We start from the raw sequence: 17,955 nt of genomic DNA on the forward strand, positions 1-17,955 counted from the left end.
GCCCGGTTCGGGCAAGCGCCCGATCGCCTTGCGGCGGGCACATGGAGCCCCACGACGATGACCACCGCACCAGATCCCGCCCCCGCCACACCCGCCGCCGTGGACCAGGCGGCGCTTTGGAACGGCCCGGCCGGGCACGCCTGGGTCGACGCCCAGGACACCCTCGACCGCATGTTCCAGGGCTTCGAGACGCGGATCGCCGAAGCGGTTCAGCAGGGACGCGGCGCGCATGTGCTGGATGTCGGCTGCGGCACCGGCGCGACCACGCTCGCCGTTGCGCGCCAGGTGGGCGAGCGAGGAGCGGCCGTGGGCGTCGACCTCTCCGCCCCCATGCTCGCCCGCGCCCGTGAGCGCGCCGCCGCAGCCGGCCTGCCGGCGACCTTCGAGCAGGCCGATGCCGGCACCCACGCCTTCCCGCCAGCCCGCTTCGACCGGATCGTCTCGCGCTTCGGGGTGATGTTCTTCGCCGACCCGGCGGCGGCCTTCGCCAACCTGCGCGCCGCCGCCCGCCCCGGAGCCGCGCTGGACGCGTTCGCCTGGCGCGCGCCGGCCGACAACCCGTTCATGACCGCGGCGGAACGCGCCGCGGCCCCGTTCCTGGCCTCTATGCCGGCCCGCGACCCGCACGCGCGCCCGGCCAGTTCGCCTTCGCCGACCCTGACCGGGTCGCCCGCATCCTGTCGGAGAGCGGCTGGAGCGGGATCGAGCTTGAGCCCGTCGACGTGGCGTGCCGGTTCCCGGAAGCCGGACTGGTGGGCTACCTCACCCGGCTCGGACCCGTCGGCCTCGCCCTGAAGGACGCCGACGAGGCCACCCGCGCCCGCGTCGTCGACACGGTGCGCGCTGCCTTCGACCCGTTCGTGGAGGGCGACGAGGTCCGCTACGTCGCCGCCTGCTGGCGCCTGCGCGCCCGGGCGTAATGCCGCCTCAGCGCGACAGGTATTCCGGCAGCCACAGGGTCAGCTGCGGGAAGGCGATCACCGAGATCAGCGCCAGCAGCTGCAGCAGCACGAACGGGATCACGCCCTTGTAGATCGTCGAGATGGAGATCTCCGGTGGCGCGATGCCGCGCAGGTAGAACAGCGCGTAGCCGAACGGCGGCGTCAGGAACGAGGTCTGCAGGTTCACCGACAGCGCGATGGCGAACCAGATCAGCGTCTGGTCGTGGTTGAGCCCGAAGTCGAGCCCGGCCACCACCGGCGCCACGATCGGCACCACCACCAGGGTGATCTCGACCCACTCCAGGAAGAAGCCGAGGATGAACACCAGCCCCATGATCATGGCGAGGACCAGGTAGGGGTTGCCCTCGTGGACGGCGAAGGCGTCCTCGATCATGTCGTCGCCGCCGAGCTTGCGGAAGATGACGGAGAACACCGTGGCGCCGATCATCACGAAGATGATCATGGCGGTGGTCTTGGTGGTGTCGCGCAGCGCGGTCCCGATCGTCCTGAGGTCCAGCCGTCCGGAGATCAGCGCCAGCAGCGTCGCGCCGAGCGCACCGATGGCGGCCGATTCCGTCGGCGTGGCGATGCCGGCGACGATGGTGCCGAGCACGGCGGCGATCAGGATCACCGGTGCCAGCAGATCGAGGAGCAGCCGCATGAGGCTGGCGCCGAAGCTGCCGGCCGACTCGATCTCCGCGGGCGGCATCTTGTGGGGCTGGAAGATCGCGATCGCGGCGATGTAGAGGATGTAGAGGACGCCGAGGAACAGGCCCGGCCCGACGGCGCCCATGAACAGGTCGCCGACCGAGATCCGCATCTGGTCGCCCAGCACGATCAGCATGATCGACGGCGGGATCAGGATGCCCAGCGTGCCGCTGGCGGCGATCAGGCCGCTGGAGACCTTCGGGTCGTAGTTGTTCTTCAGCATGGTCGGCAGCGCCATCATGCCCATCAGCACCACCGAGGCGCCGATGATGCCCGTCGAGGCCGCCATCACCACGCCGATGATGGCCACCGCGAAGGCGTAGCCGCCCGGCATGCCGCGGAAGATCGCCGCCAGCGAGCGCAGCAGGCGTTCGGCGATGCCGGAGCGCTCCAGCATCAGCCCCATGAAGACGAACAGCGGGATGGCGATCAGCAGCCAGTTGGTCAGGATGCCGGAATAGATGCGCGAGACCGACGTGGACAGGAACAGGATCGGCACGCCGGCCACGAAGGCGGTCAGGATGCCGACGCCGGCCAGCACGAACGCCACGGGATAGCCGGCGAAGATGCCGGCCATCAGGGCCAGCAGCATCAGGCTCGGCCAGAGAACCTCGCTCATCGCTCGGAGCCCCTTTCGTCGGTTGCGGGGCTGATCAGGTCGAGGATCGTCAGCAGGGCCCGGCAGAGGCCGAAGATGCCGAGCATGGCGAAGGCTATGGGCACGCAGGCCTTGACCATCCACCGGTCCATCAGCCCGCCGTAGGTCGAGCTCTCGCCGCTGGCGAACGACGACAGGGCGAACCTGGTGCCGAACCAGACGATGATGACGGTAAACGGCACCAGCAGGACCAGATCGCCGATGGTGCGGATGATCAGGCGGGTGCGCGGGGAGAAGCCGGCGGAGAGAAAGTCGACGCTGACGTGCTGGTCGTCGCGCAGGGCGTAGACGCCGCCGAAGAGCACGACGAGCGCGAAGATCGACCATTGCAGGTCGAGCAGCGTGTTCACCGTCAGCGCGTCGCCGAGCAGCGGCAGCGGCTGGCTCCAGCTGGCGATCTGGTTGATGCCGAAGTGGGCCGCCACCACCGCACCGCAGACGAACACCACCAGCGGCAGGATCAGCCAGCCGACGTGGCTGCCGATCACGCAGCAGGCATCGATGAGAAACTGGAGCAGGCGTCGCATCGTCGTCCGTCCGGAATGGGAAGGACCGGCGCGCCGATGGCGGGCCGGTCCTGTCGCAAGCGGGATGCGCTCGAGGGAGCGCGGCTGACTAGTTCCGCGGGAGGGCCTGCAGGGTGTCCCACTCGCCGACGCGGTCGATATAGGCCGTCAGCGACTCGTAGGCTTCCTTGAAGATCGGATCCTTCGCCGCTTCCTCGTCGAGCACCTCCTTGGAGGCGGCGCGCAGCGCATCGAGCACCGGCTCGGGGAAGCGCTCCACCGTCACGCCCGCTTCGCGGATGGTGGCGATGGCGTCAGCCTGGGCGTTGATCTGGTCGGCCAGGTTGTCGGAGATGTTGGCCATGCAGGCCTCGACCATCTTCGACTGCTGGTCCTCCGAGAAGGCCTTCCACACATCCATGTTGATGATGATGGAGTCCCAGCTCGACGGCTGGTGCCAGCCCGGGAAGTAGTAGTGCTTGGCGACCTTCTGGAAGCCGAAGCCGAGATCGAGCTGCGGCGCGGAGAACTCGGTGGCGTCGATGCGGCCGGTCTCCAGCGACACGAAGATCTCGCCGGCCGGCACCAGCTGGGTGTTGGCGCCGAGCTTGGCCAGCGCCTTGCCGCCGAGGCCGGCGATGCGCATGTTGAGGCCCTTGAAGTCGTCCGGGCTGGTGATCTCCTTGTTGAACCAGCCGCCGGCTTCCGGCACCACCAGGTGGCACGGGATGACCTTCACGCCGAACGGATCGTAGGCCTTCTGGATGATCTCCAGGCCGCCGCCCTTGAACATCCAGGCGAGCGCCACGTCCGGGGTCGGGCCGAACGGCATCGAGCCGACCAGGTTCGCCACCGGGATCTTCTCCGCCCAGTAGCCGATCCAGTCGAAGCCCATCGGGATCGCCCCGGAGGAGACCGCGTCGAACACCTCGAACGGCGGCACGAACTCGCCGGCGCCGTGCACGTCGATCTCGACGTCGCCATCGGTCATCAGCTCGACCCGCTTGGCCCACTTCTGGGGGCTCGGGCCGATGGAGGGAACCTGCAGGCCGAACACGCTCTGCAGGTCGAATTTTTCCGCCGAGGCGGTCTGGACGCTGGCCACCAGCGCGACCACGCCGGCCGCCAAAAGATACTTCTTCATGTTTCCTCCCGTCCTTCCGGACGCTTATTCATTCTCGATGGACTAATTTATTCGGCATATACGAATTGCACCGGTCCATCAACCTCCACCCCCCTTCAAGAGGGCCGGAAATCCACGGCTAGCGCGGTCTTTTTCCCCGACCCAGCAACCTGCGTGCAAGATCGAGCGACGTCAGCAACCCGAGCGTGGCAAGCGCGATCCCCACCCACTGGGCGAACGTCGGCAGGCTGCCCGCAAGCGGGATCGCGAGCAGCACCGCCAGCGGCGGCACCAGCGCCGGAAACAGCCCGCCGAGGCCCGGCCCGATGGTGGCGATCGCCGCCGCGTAGAAGATGATGGCGAGGCAACCGCCAAGCCCGCCCTGGTAGACCACCTGCAGCGCCCAGTCGCTCAGCGGCAGGTCGGTCAGGCCGAACCAGATCAGGTAGACCGGCAGGAAGGTGAGCGTGGCGAGCAGCCCGACCGCTGCCGTCGTGTCGATTGGATCGAGCCGCCAGCGCCCGAGCAGGTAGGTGAACAGGCCCCACAGGAAGCCCGAGCAGACGAAACAGAGATCGCCGAGCCAGGTGGCCGTCGTCGGATCCTTCGGCGCCGGCTGGTCGAACGCGATGGCGGCAAGCCCGCCGATGAGGATGAGGATGCCGACCTGTCGGTGCAGCGGCAGCGGCCGGCGGTCGATGAGGACCGACAGCGCGTTGGCGGTGATCATCGTCATGCCCGGGCTGATGACCACCGCGTGGGCGAGCGGCGCGATGCCGTAGCCGGTGTTGAAGACGAACGCGAACAGCGGGCCGATCGCCACCGTCAGCGCCAAGGCCTTGGCGAAGCCGAGCCGGGCCGCGACCTGGCGCCGGCGGGCGATCAGCAGCGGCAGCAGCACCACCGCTGGCACGATGTAGCGCAGCAGCGTCAGGTCGGCGCTGGAGAAGCCCTGCTTGCGGCCGACCTCAACGCCAACGTTGTAGATCGCCCAGCCGAGCGCCGCCGCCAGCCCGAAGCCGATGCCCTTCAGCAGGACGGCCGTCGACAGCTCCGCCGCCGGTCCGGCCGGCGGCGAAAGCGGGCTCAATCGTTCGCTCCGGCCATGTGCCGCGCGGCGATGTAGCCGAAGGTGATCGCCGGGCCGAGCGTGATGCCACCGCCCGGATAGTTGCCGCCCATGATGCTGGCGGCGTCGTTGCCCGCCGCATAGAGGCCGGGGATCGGCTGGCGCTCGCCGTCGAGGACGCGGGCGTTGGCGTCGCAGCGCAGGCCCGCGAAGGTGCCGAGATCGCCGACCACCAGCTTCACCGCGTAGAACGGCCCCTTCTCAATCGGCGCGAGGCAGGGGTTCGGCCCGTGTTCGGGATCGCCGAGCGAGAGGTTGTAGGCGGTCGAGCCCTTGTGGAATTCCGGGTCCTCGCCCTTGCGCGCCGGCCCGTTGAAGCGCTCCACCGTCTTCTCGAGCTCCTCCGGATCGGCGCCGATCTTGTCCGCCAGGTCGGCCAGCGTCTGGCCGCGGATCAGGTAGCCTGACTTGATCTGCCCCTCGTAAGGCACCGGCGCCGGCTTGGCGTAGCCGAGACCGTACTTCCGGAACGTCGGGTGGTCGGCGATGAAGTAGGCGCAGATCTCGCCGCCCTCCTCATTGCACCGCTTCACCATCGCCTGGCAGAAGTCGTGGTAGGAGTCCGCCTCGTTGACGAAGCGCCGGCCCGACCGCGTCACCGCGATGACGCCCGGCTTCGACCGGTCGACGAAATGCGGGAACGTGCCGAGCGTCCCGTCCGGCCGCACCGGCCGCGAGATCGGCACCCAGGCGGCGGCGTTGGGCAGCGTGTCGTCGACGGTCGCGCCCACACCCTCGCCCAGCCGCAGCCCGTCGCCGGTGTTGCCGGGAGGCGCCGGCGAGGCATGCTCGTTGCCGGTCGGCGCATGGGGAAACAGCGCCTTGCGGCGGGTGATGTCCTGCGGAAATCCGCCCGCCGCGAGCACGACCCCCTTCGCCGCGACCACCTCGACCGGGCCGGTGGCCGTGTCGACGATCGCGCCGGTCACCCGTCCCTTCTCGTCCTTCACCAGCGTTCGCACCGGCGCGCGGGTCCAGATCGGCACGCCCTTGTCGAAGCAGGATTTCGCCAGCCGCGCGACCAGCGCGTTGCCGTTCATCAGCCGCATGGCGCGGCCGTGAAACGCCTTGTCGCGCACGAACTTCGAGAACAGCTTGGCGACGAAGAAGGCGGAGATCGGCGAGCGCGTCACCTTGAAGAAGTGGAGCAGTTCCTTTCCCGAGCCGATCATCATGCCGAGGAAGGTGATCTCGGCGAGCGGCGGGCGCAGCCGGCTGATCTCCTTGCCCAGTTCGCGGCCGTCGAACGGCCGCGCCACGATCGACCGGCCGCCGGGCATGCCGCCGGGCGCGTCCGGGTGATAGTCGGCGAAAGTCGGGCCGAGGTCGAACTGCAGCGCGGTGTCGGTCTCGAAGAAGTCGACCGCCTTCGGTCCGTTCTCGAGGAACGCGTCCACCCGGGCGGCGTCGAAATGCGCGCCCGCCTCGTGCTCCAGGTAGGTGCGGGCCTTCTCGGCGCTGTCGACGACGCCCTCGCGCTTGGCGGGGGCGTTGCCGGGGATCCACATCCAGCCGCCGGAGCGCGCGGTGGTGCCGCCGAACACCGGCTCCTTTTCCACGACCAGGACATTGAGGTTGCGGTGCGCGGCGGTCACCGCGGCCGACAGCCCGCCGGCGCCGGAGCCGACGATGAGAACGTCGCAGAGGTGCTGTTTCATCACTGTGTCTCTTCCGATGGAGCGGCGATCAGGCGGTGAGGTAGCCGCCGTCGACGGGCAGCAGGACGCCCGTCACGTAGCTCGACATGTCCGACACCAGGAACAGCACCGGCCCGACCAGTTCGTCCGGCTCGCCGACCCGGCCGAGCGGCGTGTGGCCCATGAAGCGGCTGATGGCATCGCTGTTGGCGCGGGTCGCCTCGGTCATCGGCGTGGCGATCACGCCCGGCGCGATGGCGTTGACGCGGATGCCGTCGGCGGCGAGTTCGTTGGCCATCGCCTTGGTGAACTGCAGGATCGCGCCCTTGGTCGCGGCATAGGCGGAAATGCCGGCGCCGGCCGTCACCGACATGATCGAGCCGAGGTTGACGACCCGGCCCTTGCGCGCCCGCAGCTGGGGCAGCAGCGCCTTCAGCATGTTGCGGGTGCCGTCCACGTTGACCCGGAACAGCGCGTCCCAGCCGTCGTCGAAGCCGTCCTCGAGGATTCGCTGGCGGCGGATGATCCCGGCGTTGTTGACCAGGATCTCGACCTCGCCCAGCCGCTCGCGGCAGGCGTCGGCGAACCCGGCGCAGGCGCGCTTGTCGGAGACGTCGACCGTCGCCGCAAACGCCCGCGCGCCGAGTGCTTCGATCTCCGCGGCGGTCCCGGCGGCCTTCGTCCCGTCGATGTCGCAGACCGCGACATGCGCCCCCTGTCGGGCAAGACCCAGCGCGATGGCGCGCCCGTTGCCCTGGCCGGCCCCGGTCACCACGGCCACCCTGTCCTTCACGCCTTCCATAGCGAACGCTCGTCCCTGATTTTTGCGATTATCTAATTCGTTCGCTTATAACAAATCCTGCCGGAGCGCAAACGGGTGCAGGCACCGGCGCGCCGCTGGTGATCGTGGGATGAGAGAAATCGGGTTCAGGCGGCCGGGTCTGCGCCGAGCTTGCGCGACACGTCGTGGGCGAAGCGCAGCAGCACCGGCAGGAACGGGCTTTCGGGCGACGTATCGAGCACGCTTTCCGCCCCGATCAGGGTGATGGCGATCTGGATCTGGCCGGAATGATCGAAGATCGGCGCCGACAGCGCGTTCACCCCCGGCACCGGCGGCGGCGACACCGTCGCGTAACCGTCGCGCCGAATCGCCGCGATGTCGGCCTCACTGAGCGTCGCGGCCGAGCCGACGCGGCCGGTCGAGCCGTTCTCGCTCCGCTCCTCCGTCAGCGCCCGTTCGACGATGGCCGGCGAATGGAACGCCGCGAACACCCGTCCGCTCGCCGTGCCGGTGATCGAATAGACGGTGCCGGCCTTGGTGTTGATGTGGATCTGGTCCGGCCCCTCCTCGACCTGGATCACGGTCGGCCCGAACGAGCCCCAGACGACCAGCGCCACCGACAGGCCGGTTTCCGTCGACAGCGCCATGGCGGCCTCCTGGGCCAGCCGGATCGGGTCGACGTTGCGCGTCCGCACGATGCCGAGGTCGAGGGTCGCCGGGCCGAGCCGGTAGCGGGTGGTGTGCGGCTCCTGCTCCACCAGGCCGAGCTTGCGCAGGCTCGTCAGGTAGGCGTGCGCCTGCGCCGGCGCCACGCCGGCGCGCTGCGAGAGGTCGCGCAGCATCAGCGGCTCGGCGCTGGCTGCCAGCACCTCCAGCAGATGCGCCCCCACCTCGATCGAGCGGACGCCGCGTCCTTCCTGCTTGGTCGGCATCTAGCGCCCCTTCCCGCCGGCCGATGCGACCGCCATCCGCCGCCCGGCGGCCGACAGCCCGCGGCTCACGTCGAGAAGCCGGTCGAGCGCCGGGTTGCCCTTCGTCGAGACGGACAGCCGCCCCACCGAGCCGATCAGCGTGATGGCCGCGGCGATATCACCCTCGACGTCGAGGATCGGCGCGGCGAGCGCGTTGACGCCCGGCACCGGCGCCTCGCGGGTGATCGCGTAGCCGCTCGCCCGGGCGTCCGCGATCCGCGCCATCGCCTGGGCGCCCGCGGCGGGGAACGCGTTCCTGCGCGCCTCGGGAGCGAAGGCCGCGAACAGATAGCCCGTCGCCGTCGCCTCCATTGCGAACATCGTGCCGACGCGGATGTTGACGTTGAGCACCTCGTCGCCGTCCTGGCGGTGGACGACGGTGGCGCCGTGCGGCCCCCAGACCGCCAGCGTCGCCATGATGCCGAGCTCCCGGCCGAGCGTGATGGCCGCCTCCGTGGCGGCGACCAGCTCCGGAACCGTCCGGAGCCGCGCCGTCGCCAGCCGCATGGCGAACGGGCCGAGCTGGTAGCGGCCGGTAGCGGCGTCCTGTTCGACCATGCCGCAGCGCCGGTAGCTCGCCAGGTAGCCGTGCGCCTGGGCCGGCGCCATGTCGGCGGCACCCGCGAGGTCCTTCAGCGACATCGGCGTCGCATGAGCCACCAGCGCATCGAGCAGACGGCCGCCCACCTCGATCGACTGGATGCCGCGCGGCTGCTTGCCGCCGGTCCCGATCTCCCGCTTGTCAGGCGCAGCACGCGTCACGTCGGTCTCCTGATGCCGTTTCCCCATCGGTCCGACGGGAACCGACATGCTCTAGATGCTTTTGCGGCGCGGTGGAATCACCCGCTCGAAAGGAAATGGGCCCGGATTCAGCCCGCTGGGCAATGCCTTCCTGAGGGATCATGCAGGTGCCGGCGGCACGGCGTCCGCGTCGGGCTGCCCGGGTCCGGGCGGTCCGTAGATGCGCTCGATCTCGCGCCACACCCGGTCGACCACCGGCGTCCCCTCCAGCCGGAGGCGCATCGCGACGATCTGCAGCCGGCCGGCGCCGAAGGCCGGGCTGAGGTCGCTCAATGCGCCCGACGCCACCTCGTCGGCCACCAGGCTCGCCGGCAGCCACGCCACCCCGACCCCGGCCGACACCAGCTGCTTCATCGCCAGCGTCAGCGCCGTCTCGGCGCGCTTGCTCAGGAACGCCGCACTGGCAAAGCCCGGCAGGATCTCCTGGTTCATCACCTTGCCCAGGAACACCTCGGCCGGATAGGCGACGATCGGGATCACGCCCCGGGCGTAGTCCTCGTTCAGCCGGTCCAGCAGCGCCGTGGGAAACACCGGGATCAGCGGCTCGGGGCCCATCTCGATGCGTTCGAGATAGGCATCTTCGGGCGGCAGCGGCTCCGTCTCCGACTGGTAGAGCAGCGCGATGTCGGCCTGCTTGGTCATCAGCTGGGCGTAGCACTCCTCCCGGTTGGCGGAACGCAGCCGGGTGCTGAGGTTGCGGTCGATCGACAGCTGCTGGACCAGCGACGGCGCGATCGACGTGGTGATGGCGTGCTGGCACGAGATGACGATGCGGTTCTGCACCTCGCGGTCCTGGCGGCGGAGATGGTTCTCCAGCTCGCGCAGGCGGGTGGCGAGATCCTGGATGCGCTCGCGCTCGTCGCGCACCGCCGCCTTCATCTGCGCCGGCTTGCGGCTGCGGTCGAGCAGCTCGACGCCGAGATGGGCTTCGATCGCCATGATCCGCCGGGAAAAGGCAGGCTGGGTGACGAAGCGGCGCTCGGCCGCCGCGGCCAGCGACCCCGCTTCCAGCACCGCCAGGATGTCCTCCAGCCAGTCCAGCCGCATGTCTCAATAATCCTCGAAGATTATGCACGATGCGCATGTTAGGGCGTAAATTTTGCATTTGCACCCGCGCATTTCTTGGTCATGATCATTGCTTATGCATATTTCGAAGTTTCCCAGGCTCCGCCTTGCCCATCTCCCCACGCCGCTCGAGCGGCTCGACAGGCTGACCCGCGAACTGGGCGGACCGGAGATCTGGATCAAGCGCGACGACTGCACCGGCCTGTCGACCGGCGGCAACAAGACGCGCAAGCTGGAGTTCCTGATGGCGGAGGCGGCCGAGCAGTCGGCCGACGTCGTGATGACCCAGGGCGCGACGCAATCGAACCACGCCCGGCAGACGGCCGCCGCCGCCGCGCGCCTCGGCATGGCCTGCCATCTGCTGCTGGAAGACCGCACCGGTTCCACCGACGCCAACTACACCGGCAACGGCAACGTCTTTCTGGACGGCCTGCACGGCGCCACCAGCGAGAAGCGCGGCCCGGGCCTCGACATGAACGCCGAGCTGGAGGCGGTCGCCGAGACCGTTCGCGCCGGCGGCAAGCGCGTCTACACGATCCCCGGCGGCGGCTCCAACCCGACCGGTGCACTGGGCTACGTCAACTGCGCCTTCGAGCTCGTCGGCCAGGCCAACGACGCCGGCCTGGTCATCGATACCCTCGTCCATGCCACGGGGAGCGCCGGCACCCAGGCCGGCCTGATCGTCGGCCTGAAGGCGATGAACGCCGGCGTGCCGCTGCTGGGCATCGGGGTGCGCGCGCCGCGGCCGAAGCAGGAGGAGAGCGTCTTCGCGCTGGCCTGCCGGACGGCGGAGAAGCTCGGCTGCGCCGGCGTCGTCGCCCGCGAGGACGTCGTCGCCAACACCGACTATGTCGGCCCCGGCTACGGCATGCCCGCCGACGGCACCATCGAGGCCATCGAGATGTTCGCCCAGCTGGAGGGGATCCTTCTCGACCCCGTCTATTCGGGAAAGGGGGCGGCCGGCCTCATCGACCTGGTGCGCAAGGGACACTTCAAACGCGGCCAGCGGATCGTCTTCCTGCACACCGGCGGATCGGCCGCCCTGTTCGGCTACACCTCGGCGTTCGGCTCCCCGTCGGCGCTGCAGAGCGCCGCGTGATCGGATCGGGAGACGACAGGCCCGCCATGACCGTCCGCCCCTTCACCCGCCCCTTCACGCAGCAGGAGCCGATCGGCGAAGACGGGATCGCCGCGGCGGTGGACGTGCTGCGCTCCGGCCGGCTGCACCGCTACAACACGCTTGCCGGGGAAACCTCGGCCGCCTCGGAGCTGGAGCGCGCCTTCGCCGCCTACCAGGGCAGCCGCTACTGCCTCGCCTGCGCCTCGGGCGGCTACGCGATGCAGCTGGCGCTGCGGGCATCGGGCCTGGCGACGGGCGAGCCGGTGCTCACCAACGCCTTCACGCTGGCCCCTGTCCCCGGCGCGATCGTCGCCGCCGGCGGCCGTCCGGTGCTGGTGGAGACGACCGACGACCTCGTCATCGACCTCGACGACCTGGCCGCCAAGGCGGAGTCCTCCGGCGCCCGCTTCCTGCTCGTCTCCCACATGCGCGGCCATCTGGCCGACATGGACGCGATGATGGCGATCGCCGAGCGACGCGGCCTGACCGTCATCGAGGACTGCGCCCACACGATGGGGGCCGCCTGGCGCGGCCGGAAGAGCGGCAGCTTCGGCCGGGTCGCCTGCTTCAGCACCCAGACCTACAAGCACATCAACTCCGGCGAAGGCGGCCTGCTGACCACCGACGATCCAGAGCTGGCGGCCCGCGCGATCATCCTGTCGGGCTCCTACATGCTCTACGAGCGCCACGGCGCGGCACCCGACGCCGCCGTCTTCGACCGGATCCGCCTGGAGACCCCCAACAACTCCGGCCGCATGGACAATCTGCGGGCCGCGATCCTGCTGCCCCAGCTCGACGCCCTCGACGCCAACGTGGAGCGCTGGAACGCGCGCTATCGCGCGCTGGAGGACGGCCTCAGCGGCGCGCCCAGGCTCCATCTCCCCGTACGTCCGCCGGAAGAGCACTATGTGGGCAGCTCGTTCCAGTTCCTGATCCCGGGCATCGCCGCCGATGCCGCCCGCCGGTTCGTGCAAGACGCCCTCGATCTCGGCGTCGAACTGAAATGGTTCGGCGCGGCCGAACCGCAGGCCTTCACCAGCAGCCATCACAGCTGGACCTACATCGAGCCACAGAAACTTCCCCGGACCGATCGCGTCCTCGCCGGTCTCTTCGACATGCGGGTTCCCCTGACCTTTGGCGTCGACGACTGCCGGCACATCGCCGAGATCATTGCGCACTGCGCGGGCCGCCTCTCCATCGCGGGGGCCGCGTGATGGCGGTCCGGCGACGCGTCGGCGTGCTCGGCGGCATGGGCCCCGAGGCAACCGTCCTGTTCATGCAACGGGTCATCGAGCTGACCGACGTCGCCGACGACCAGGATCACGTGCCGCTGCTGGTGGACAGCAATCCCCAGGTGCCATCGCGGGTGAAGGCGCTCGTGGAGGGCACCGGTGCGGACCCGGCCCCGGTGCTCGTCGCCATGGCGCGCGGCCTCGAGGCGGCCGGCGCCGAGGCGCTGGCAATGCCGTGCAACACCGCCCACCATTTCGCCCCGGCCATATCGGCGGCGGTCGGCATTCCCTTTCTCGACATGGTGGCGCTGTCGGCGGAGCACATGGTCGGCCTGGGCGCGCGCCGCGTCGGCATCCTCGCTTCGCCGGCGGTTCGCCTCACCGGCATCTTCGAGCGGCCGTTCTCCGATCTGGGCATCGTACCGCTGTACGCCGGCGGCGATGATCTCCTGCTCGAGGCGATCCGCGCCGTGAAGGTCCGCCACTATGAGCCGGCGCGGCGCACGCTCGCCGCCGCGGCGGCCGACCTGGAGCGCGCCGGGGCGGACGCCCTCCTCGTCGCCTGCTCGGAATTCTCGATCATCACCGAAGCGGCACGCAACGTGCTTCCCCTTGCGGACACCATCGACGTGCTGGCCGAGGAGGTCGTCGCCTTCTCCTGTGCGCCAGCAGGAATTGTACGAGGCTTCGCAAGGAACGCTTGAGGCGAGGACGGTCTGGAGGGCAAGCTGCGAAGCCTGCCGGACAAGGTCGTTCCCGTCTTCCACACCAGATCCCCGGACAAGGGGACACATCATCAGAAGAGAGAAGGAAAAGTCAGCATGAAGACCACCCTTGCAGCCATCCTCCTGGCCGGCGTGACGGCATCCGCCGCCTTCGTCGCCTCGGCCCAGGCGGAAACCGTCATCATCGGACATTTCGGCAACCCGACGCCGGACCAGTACGCCGCCGCCGAGAAGAAATTCGAGGACGCGACCGGCTGGGACATCGAGTGGCGCAAGTTCGCCTCCGGCACCGACGTCATCGCCGCCATGGCCTCGGGCGACGTCGTCCTGTCGGACCTCGGCTCGTCGCCGATGGCGATCGCCGCCAGCCAGGGCGTGCCGATCGAGATGTTCATGTTCGCCATGGTCATCGGCGACGCGGAATCGCTGATCGTGCGCGAAGGCTCCGGCATCAAGACCATCGAAGACCTGAAGGGCAAGCGCGTCGCCGTGCCCGTCGGCTCCACCGCGCACTTCTCTCTGATGGGCGCCCTCAAGCATGCCGGCATAAAGGAGAACGAGCTCACCATCATTTCCATGCCGCCGGACCAGATCGCCGCGGCCTGGGAACAGGGCGCCATCGACGGCGGCTTCATCTGGCAGCCGGTGCAGGCGAAGATCCTGCAGACGGGTACCCGTCTCATCAGCGCCAACCAGACCGCCGAATGGGGTTATCCGACCTTCGACGCCTGGGTCGTCAACAAGGAGTTCGCCGCCGCCAACCATGACGCCATGGTGGCCTTCACGAAGGCGATGAACGACGCCAACGAGGCCTACCTGAAGGACCCGTCGGCCTGGACCCCGGACAGCGCCGCCGTGAAGGCGATCGCCGAGCGCACCGGCGCCGAGCCGGACCAGGTGCCGGAGATCATCGAGGGCTTCACCTACCTGCCGCTCACCGAGCAGGTCGGCGAGATGTGGCTCGGCGGAGGTGCCGCCAAGGCGCTGAAGGAGACCTCGGAGTTCCTGAAGTCGGCCGGCCGCATCGACCAGCTCGCCGACGACTACTCCGACTACGTGACCGCCGAGTTCGCCAAGGCGGCCATCGAGAAGTAGGCTCTTCGACTGACAGTTCCGACCGCGGCGGGGTTGCCCGCCGCGGTCACCTTCGGGGAGAATCATGGCGCTACACATCGAAGACACGTCCGTCGTCTACCCGGCGGCGAACGGCCGCCCGCCGGTCGAAGCCCTGCGCAAGATCGACCTCACCATCGAGCCCGGCGATTTCGTCGTGGCGCTCGGCGCCTCCGGCTGCGGCAAGTCCACGCTGCTCAACCTGATCGCCGGCTTCCTGTCGCCCTCGTCGGGATCGATCACGCTGGACGGCGAGCCCGTCGACGGCCCCGGCGCCGACCGCTCGGTGGTGTTCCAGAAGCACGCGCTCTTGCCGTGGCTCAACGTGCTCGACAACGTCGCCTTCGGCCTGAAGCTGCAGGGCGTCTCGCAGCAGAACCGCAACGCGATCGCCGCGAAATTCATCGGGCTGCTCGGCCTGTCCGGCTTCGAGCAGTCACCGGTCTACGCGCTTTCCGGCGGCATGCAGCAGCGCGTCGGCATCGCCCGGGCGCTCACCTGCGAACCGAAGGTGCTGCTGATGGACGAGCCTCTCGGCGCCCTCGACGCGCTGACGCGGGAGAAGGCCCAGGAGCTCATCCTGCGCCTCTGGGACGACACCAAGAAGTCGATGTTCTTCATCACCCACAGCGTCGAGGAGGCGCTGTTCATGGGAACCAAGCTCGTGGTGATGTCGCCGCGGCCGGGCCGCATCGCCCACCGCTTCGACCTGCCGTTCTCGCGGCGCTTCTGCGATGGCCAGCCCGCCCGCAAGATCAAGGCGTCCCCGGATTTCATCGAGATCCGCGAGCAGGTTCTCAGCATCATCTTCGCCGACGAGGAGGCCGCATGAGCGAGCAGGTCGAGCCGGTATCCGACAGCCCGCCGCCGCGGAAGTCCGCCCTCTCCGCCGGCATTTCGCGGCTGGCGCGCGGCAAGCCGACCCAGCCCGGCGAGACCTACGGCGTGCCGGGCAGCGGCGACACCGTCATGCTCAGCCTGATCACCATCGGCCTGCTGATCTTCCTGTGGTGGCTGGTGACCGAGCTCGGCCTCGTCAAGCCGCTGTTCGTGCCGTCGCCGCAGTCGATCGTCCAGAAGTTCGTCACCGTCTGGCAGAACGGCTTCACCGGCACGCCGCTGTGGGAGCACATCGCGATCTCGGCGGCGCGGGTGTTCGGCGCCTTCCTGCTGGCCTGTGCGGTCGGCGTCCCGCTGGGCCTCGCCATGGGCATGAGCCCGACCATGCGCGGCATCTTCGACCCGCCGATCGAGTTCTACCGGCCGATCCCGCCGCTCGCCTACCTGCCGCTGATGATCATCTGGTTCGGCATCGGCGAGGTCTCCAAGGTGCTGCTGATCTTCCTGTCGGTGTTCGCCCCGGTGGCGCTCGGCGCCAAGGCCGGCGTGCGCTCGGCCGCCATCGAGCAGATCCACGCGGCCTATTCCTTCGGCGCGTCGCGCTGGCAGGTGATGCGCCACATCATCCTGCCCTCGGCGCTGCCGGAAATCCTCACCGCCATGCGCATCGGCATCGGCTTCGGCTGGACGACGCTGGTCGCCGCCGAGATGGTCGCCGCCACCTCGGGCATCGGCTACATGGTGCTGTCGGCGTCGCAGTTCCTGCAGACCTCCACCGTCATCATGGGCATCGTGGTGATCGCCGCCATCGCCTACGCCTTCGACCTCCTGATGCGCTTCATCGAGCGCCGGGTGGTGCCCTGGAAGGGCAAGATGTAGGGCCGCCACAGATGGCCGCCGAAGCGACCGGCGACCCGGCGACCGGGCTCGCCGGGCTGCGCCGGGGCAGCGGCGCCCCGCTGGTGCTGGTGCACGGTTATCTCGGCGGCGCCGGGATGTGGCGGCGCGAGGTCGAGCGGTTCTCCCACCGCTTCGACGTCATCGCGCCCGACCTCGCCGGCTACGGCGCCCGCGCGGCCGAGCCCAGCCCCGACACCATCGCCGGCCACGCCCGCGACATCATCGCCCGCCTCGACGGCCTCGGCATCGCCCGGTTCCACCTCCTCGGCCACTCCATGGGCGGCATGATCGCCCAAGAAGTCGCCGCCCACATTCCGGACCGCATCGACCGGCTGGTGCTCTACGGCACCGGCCCGCGCGGCGTCCTGCCTGACCGCTTCGAGCCCATCGAGACGTCGCGCCGGCGCCTCCGCGCCGACGGCGTGCCGGACACGGCGCGGCGGATCGCGGCGACCTGGTTTGTCGACGGAGAAGCCGCCGCCGCGTTCCCGGTCTGCGCCGCGCTGGGCAGGCTGGTCAGCGAGCAGACGGCACTCGCCGGCCTCGATGCTATGGAAACCTGGGACGGTCGCGCCGGCCTCGCCCGCATCGCCGCGCCGACGCTCGTGCTGTGGGGCGACCGCGACCGCTCCTACGCCTGGCCCCAGCCCGAGGCGCTGTGGCGGGGGATCGCCGGCGCCAGCCTGGCGGTGGTTCCCGGTTGCGCCCACAATGTCCATCAGGAAAAGCCGCACCTGTTCGAGGCGCTGGTGGCCGACTTTCTCCTTCCCTCCTCCAGCGTGTAGAGCTGTGCCGGGCGGTTCCGCGTGATCGGCTCGCAGAGATCTTTGAAGGAGACCCCATGTCGGACAAGAAGCTCGCCGGAAAGACCGCCCTCGTCACCGGCGCCAGCAAGGGCATCGGCGCGGCCATCGCCCGGCGGCTGGCCGCCGACGGCGCCGACGTGGCGCTGGTCGCCCGCTCCGCCGACACCCTCGCCGCGGCCGCCCGCGAGATCGAGGCCACACACGGCGTCCGGGCGGTCGCGATCCCGGCCGACCTCACCACGGAGGACGGCTGCACCGACGCCGCCGCGCGCGCCCTCTCCGAGCTCGGCCAGCTCGACATCCTCATCAACTGCGCCGGCGCCACCCGGGCCGGCGCCTTTCCGGCGCAGCCCGACGCCGACTGGACCGACGGCTTCGCCCTGAAGTTCTTCGGCGCGGTCCGGCTCACCCGCGCGCTGTGGCCGGCGCTGGCGGCGCGGCACGGCACCGTCATCAACATCGGCGGCGCGGCGGCCTACACGCCCGGCCCGACCTTCATGGTCGGCGGCGCGGTCAATGCGGCGCTCGCCCACTTCAGCAAGTCGCTCTCCAAGCAGGGGCTCGTCGACGACGTGAACGTCAACATCGTGCATCCCGGCATGGTCGAGACCGACCGGCTGGAGCAGCTCATCCACCAGCAGGCGGAGGCTGAAGGCGTGCCAGAGGACGAGATCCGCCAGCGCAACGTGACGAAGGCCGGCATCCGCCGCCTCGGCACCACCGACGACATCGCAGGGGTGGTGGCGTTCCTCTGCAGCCCCGCCGCGCGCCACGTCCAGGGCGTCGGCTTCGCCATCGACGGCGGCGCGACGCCGGGGATCTAGAGCCTTTTCCGATCAGCTGGCCTCGCGGTCGGCGGTTACCCTGTGAAGACGCTGCGCGGGGTCGGGGCGGGAAAG

Annotated in this window: 19 protein-coding genes; 10 read left to right on the plus strand and 9 right to left on the minus strand. The window is 69.7% G+C overall.

Annotation, left to right across the window (positions count from 1 at the left end):
* Window positions 1–57 precede the first annotated feature (57 nt).
* A complete protein-coding gene (locus ACSSVZ_RS02435; protein ID WP_453968039.1) occupies window positions 58–795 on the plus strand; it encodes a class I SAM-dependent methyltransferase in 738 nt (245 codons plus the stop codon).
* On the plus strand, window positions 753–920 hold the full coding sequence (locus tag ACSSVZ_RS02440; protein WP_453968041.1) for a hypothetical protein: 168 nt from the start codon (window positions 753–755) through the stop codon (window positions 918–920). Before ACSSVZ_RS02435 ends, ACSSVZ_RS02440 begins: the two co-directional genes overlap by 43 nt.
* Before the next feature lie 7 nt (window positions 921–927).
* On the opposite strand, the gene ACSSVZ_RS02445 is transcribed toward ACSSVZ_RS02440, so the two are convergent.
* The 9 genes from ACSSVZ_RS02445 to ACSSVZ_RS02485 all read right to left on the minus strand — a co-directional run bounded on the left by ACSSVZ_RS02445 (window position 928) and on the right by ACSSVZ_RS02485 (window position 10,302).
* Entirely contained in the window at window positions 928–2,268 is a 1,341-nt protein-coding gene (locus ACSSVZ_RS02445) for a TRAP transporter large permease (RefSeq protein ID WP_453968042.1), read from the minus strand.
* Window positions 2,265–2,834, minus strand: coding sequence for a TRAP transporter small permease subunit (locus ACSSVZ_RS02450; protein ID WP_453968044.1), 570 nt, complete (start codon window positions 2,832–2,834; stop codon window positions 2,265–2,267). Before ACSSVZ_RS02450 ends, ACSSVZ_RS02445 begins: the two co-directional genes overlap by 4 nt.
* A gap of 88 nt (window positions 2,835–2,922) precedes the next feature.
* A complete protein-coding gene (locus tag ACSSVZ_RS02455; protein ID WP_453968047.1) occupies window positions 2,923–3,957 on the minus strand; it encodes a TRAP transporter substrate-binding protein in 1,035 nt (344 codons plus the stop codon).
* Window positions 3,958–4,075: 118 nt separating this feature from the next.
* Complete coding sequence (locus ACSSVZ_RS02460) at window positions 4,076–5,026, minus strand: DMT family transporter (RefSeq protein ID WP_453968048.1); 951 nt, start codon at window positions 5,024–5,026, stop codon at window positions 4,076–4,078.
* The gene (locus ACSSVZ_RS02465; RefSeq protein ID WP_453968050.1) at window positions 5,023–6,723 is read right to left on the minus strand and encodes an FAD-dependent oxidoreductase; all 1,701 of its coding nucleotides are present in this window, start codon (window positions 6,721–6,723) and stop codon (window positions 5,023–5,025) included. The genes ACSSVZ_RS02460 and ACSSVZ_RS02465 overlap by 4 nt, the downstream gene beginning before the upstream one ends.
* Window positions 6,724–6,751: 28 nt before the next feature.
* Entirely contained in the window at window positions 6,752–7,504 is a 753-nt protein-coding gene (locus tag ACSSVZ_RS02470) for an SDR family NAD(P)-dependent oxidoreductase (RefSeq protein ID WP_453968052.1), read from the minus strand.
* A gap of 125 nt (window positions 7,505–7,629) precedes the next feature.
* Window positions 7,630–8,415 (minus strand): IclR family transcriptional regulator, encoded by a 786-nt coding sequence (locus ACSSVZ_RS02475; protein ID WP_453968055.1) that lies wholly within the window; start codon window positions 8,413–8,415, stop codon window positions 7,630–7,632.
* Window positions 8,416–9,216, minus strand: coding sequence for an IclR family transcriptional regulator (locus ACSSVZ_RS02480; RefSeq protein ID WP_453968057.1), 801 nt, complete (start codon window positions 9,214–9,216; stop codon window positions 8,416–8,418).
* Window positions 9,217–9,354: 138 nt separating this feature from the next.
* Window positions 9,355–10,302, minus strand: coding sequence for a LysR family transcriptional regulator (locus tag ACSSVZ_RS02485; protein ID WP_453968059.1), 948 nt, complete (start codon window positions 10,300–10,302; stop codon window positions 9,355–9,357).
* 94 nt (window positions 10,303–10,396) lie between these two features.
* On the opposite strand from ACSSVZ_RS02485, the gene ACSSVZ_RS02490 reads away from it, so the two are divergent.
* The 8 genes from ACSSVZ_RS02490 to ACSSVZ_RS02525 all read left to right on the plus strand — a co-directional run bounded on the left by ACSSVZ_RS02490 (window position 10,397) and on the right by ACSSVZ_RS02525 (window position 17,880).
* Window positions 10,397–11,419, plus strand: coding sequence for a D-cysteine desulfhydrase (locus ACSSVZ_RS02490; RefSeq protein ID WP_453968061.1), 1,023 nt, complete (start codon window positions 10,397–10,399; stop codon window positions 11,417–11,419).
* A 26-nt stretch (window positions 11,420–11,445) separates the two neighbouring features.
* Complete coding sequence (locus ACSSVZ_RS02495; RefSeq protein ID WP_453968062.1) at window positions 11,446–12,654, plus strand: DegT/DnrJ/EryC1/StrS family aminotransferase; 1,209 nt, start codon at window positions 11,446–11,448, stop codon at window positions 12,652–12,654.
* The gene (locus tag ACSSVZ_RS02500) at window positions 12,654–13,376 is read left to right on the plus strand and encodes an aspartate/glutamate racemase family protein (protein ID WP_453968063.1); all 723 of its coding nucleotides are present in this window, start codon (window positions 12,654–12,656) and stop codon (window positions 13,374–13,376) included. Before ACSSVZ_RS02495 ends, ACSSVZ_RS02500 begins: the two co-directional genes overlap by 1 nt.
* Before the next feature lie 117 nt (window positions 13,377–13,493).
* Window positions 13,494–14,492, plus strand: a complete 999-nt coding sequence (gene tauA / locus ACSSVZ_RS02505; protein WP_453968065.1) for a taurine ABC transporter substrate-binding protein — start codon at window positions 13,494–13,496, stop codon at window positions 14,490–14,492.
* A 64-nt stretch (window positions 14,493–14,556) separates the two neighbouring features.
* A complete protein-coding gene (locus tag ACSSVZ_RS02510) occupies window positions 14,557–15,342 on the plus strand; it encodes a taurine ABC transporter ATP-binding protein (protein ID WP_453968067.1) in 786 nt (261 codons plus the stop codon).
* Complete coding sequence (locus ACSSVZ_RS02515) at window positions 15,339–16,229, plus strand: ABC transporter permease subunit (protein ID WP_453968068.1); 891 nt, start codon at window positions 15,339–15,341, stop codon at window positions 16,227–16,229. The genes ACSSVZ_RS02510 and ACSSVZ_RS02515 overlap by 4 nt, the downstream gene beginning before the upstream one ends.
* A gap of 11 nt (window positions 16,230–16,240) precedes the next feature.
* The gene (locus ACSSVZ_RS02520; RefSeq protein ID WP_453968069.1) at window positions 16,241–17,035 is read left to right on the plus strand and encodes an alpha/beta fold hydrolase; all 795 of its coding nucleotides are present in this window, start codon (window positions 16,241–16,243) and stop codon (window positions 17,033–17,035) included.
* A 56-nt stretch (window positions 17,036–17,091) separates the two neighbouring features.
* Window positions 17,092–17,880 carry an SDR family NAD(P)-dependent oxidoreductase gene (locus tag ACSSVZ_RS02525; protein ID WP_453968070.1) on the plus strand — a complete coding sequence of 263 codons (789 nt, stop codon included), beginning with the start codon at window positions 17,092–17,094 and terminating at the stop codon, window positions 17,878–17,880.
* Window positions 17,881–17,955: the final 75 nt, after the last annotated feature.

It is taken from the genome of Amorphus sp. MBR-141, assembly GCF_053628695.1.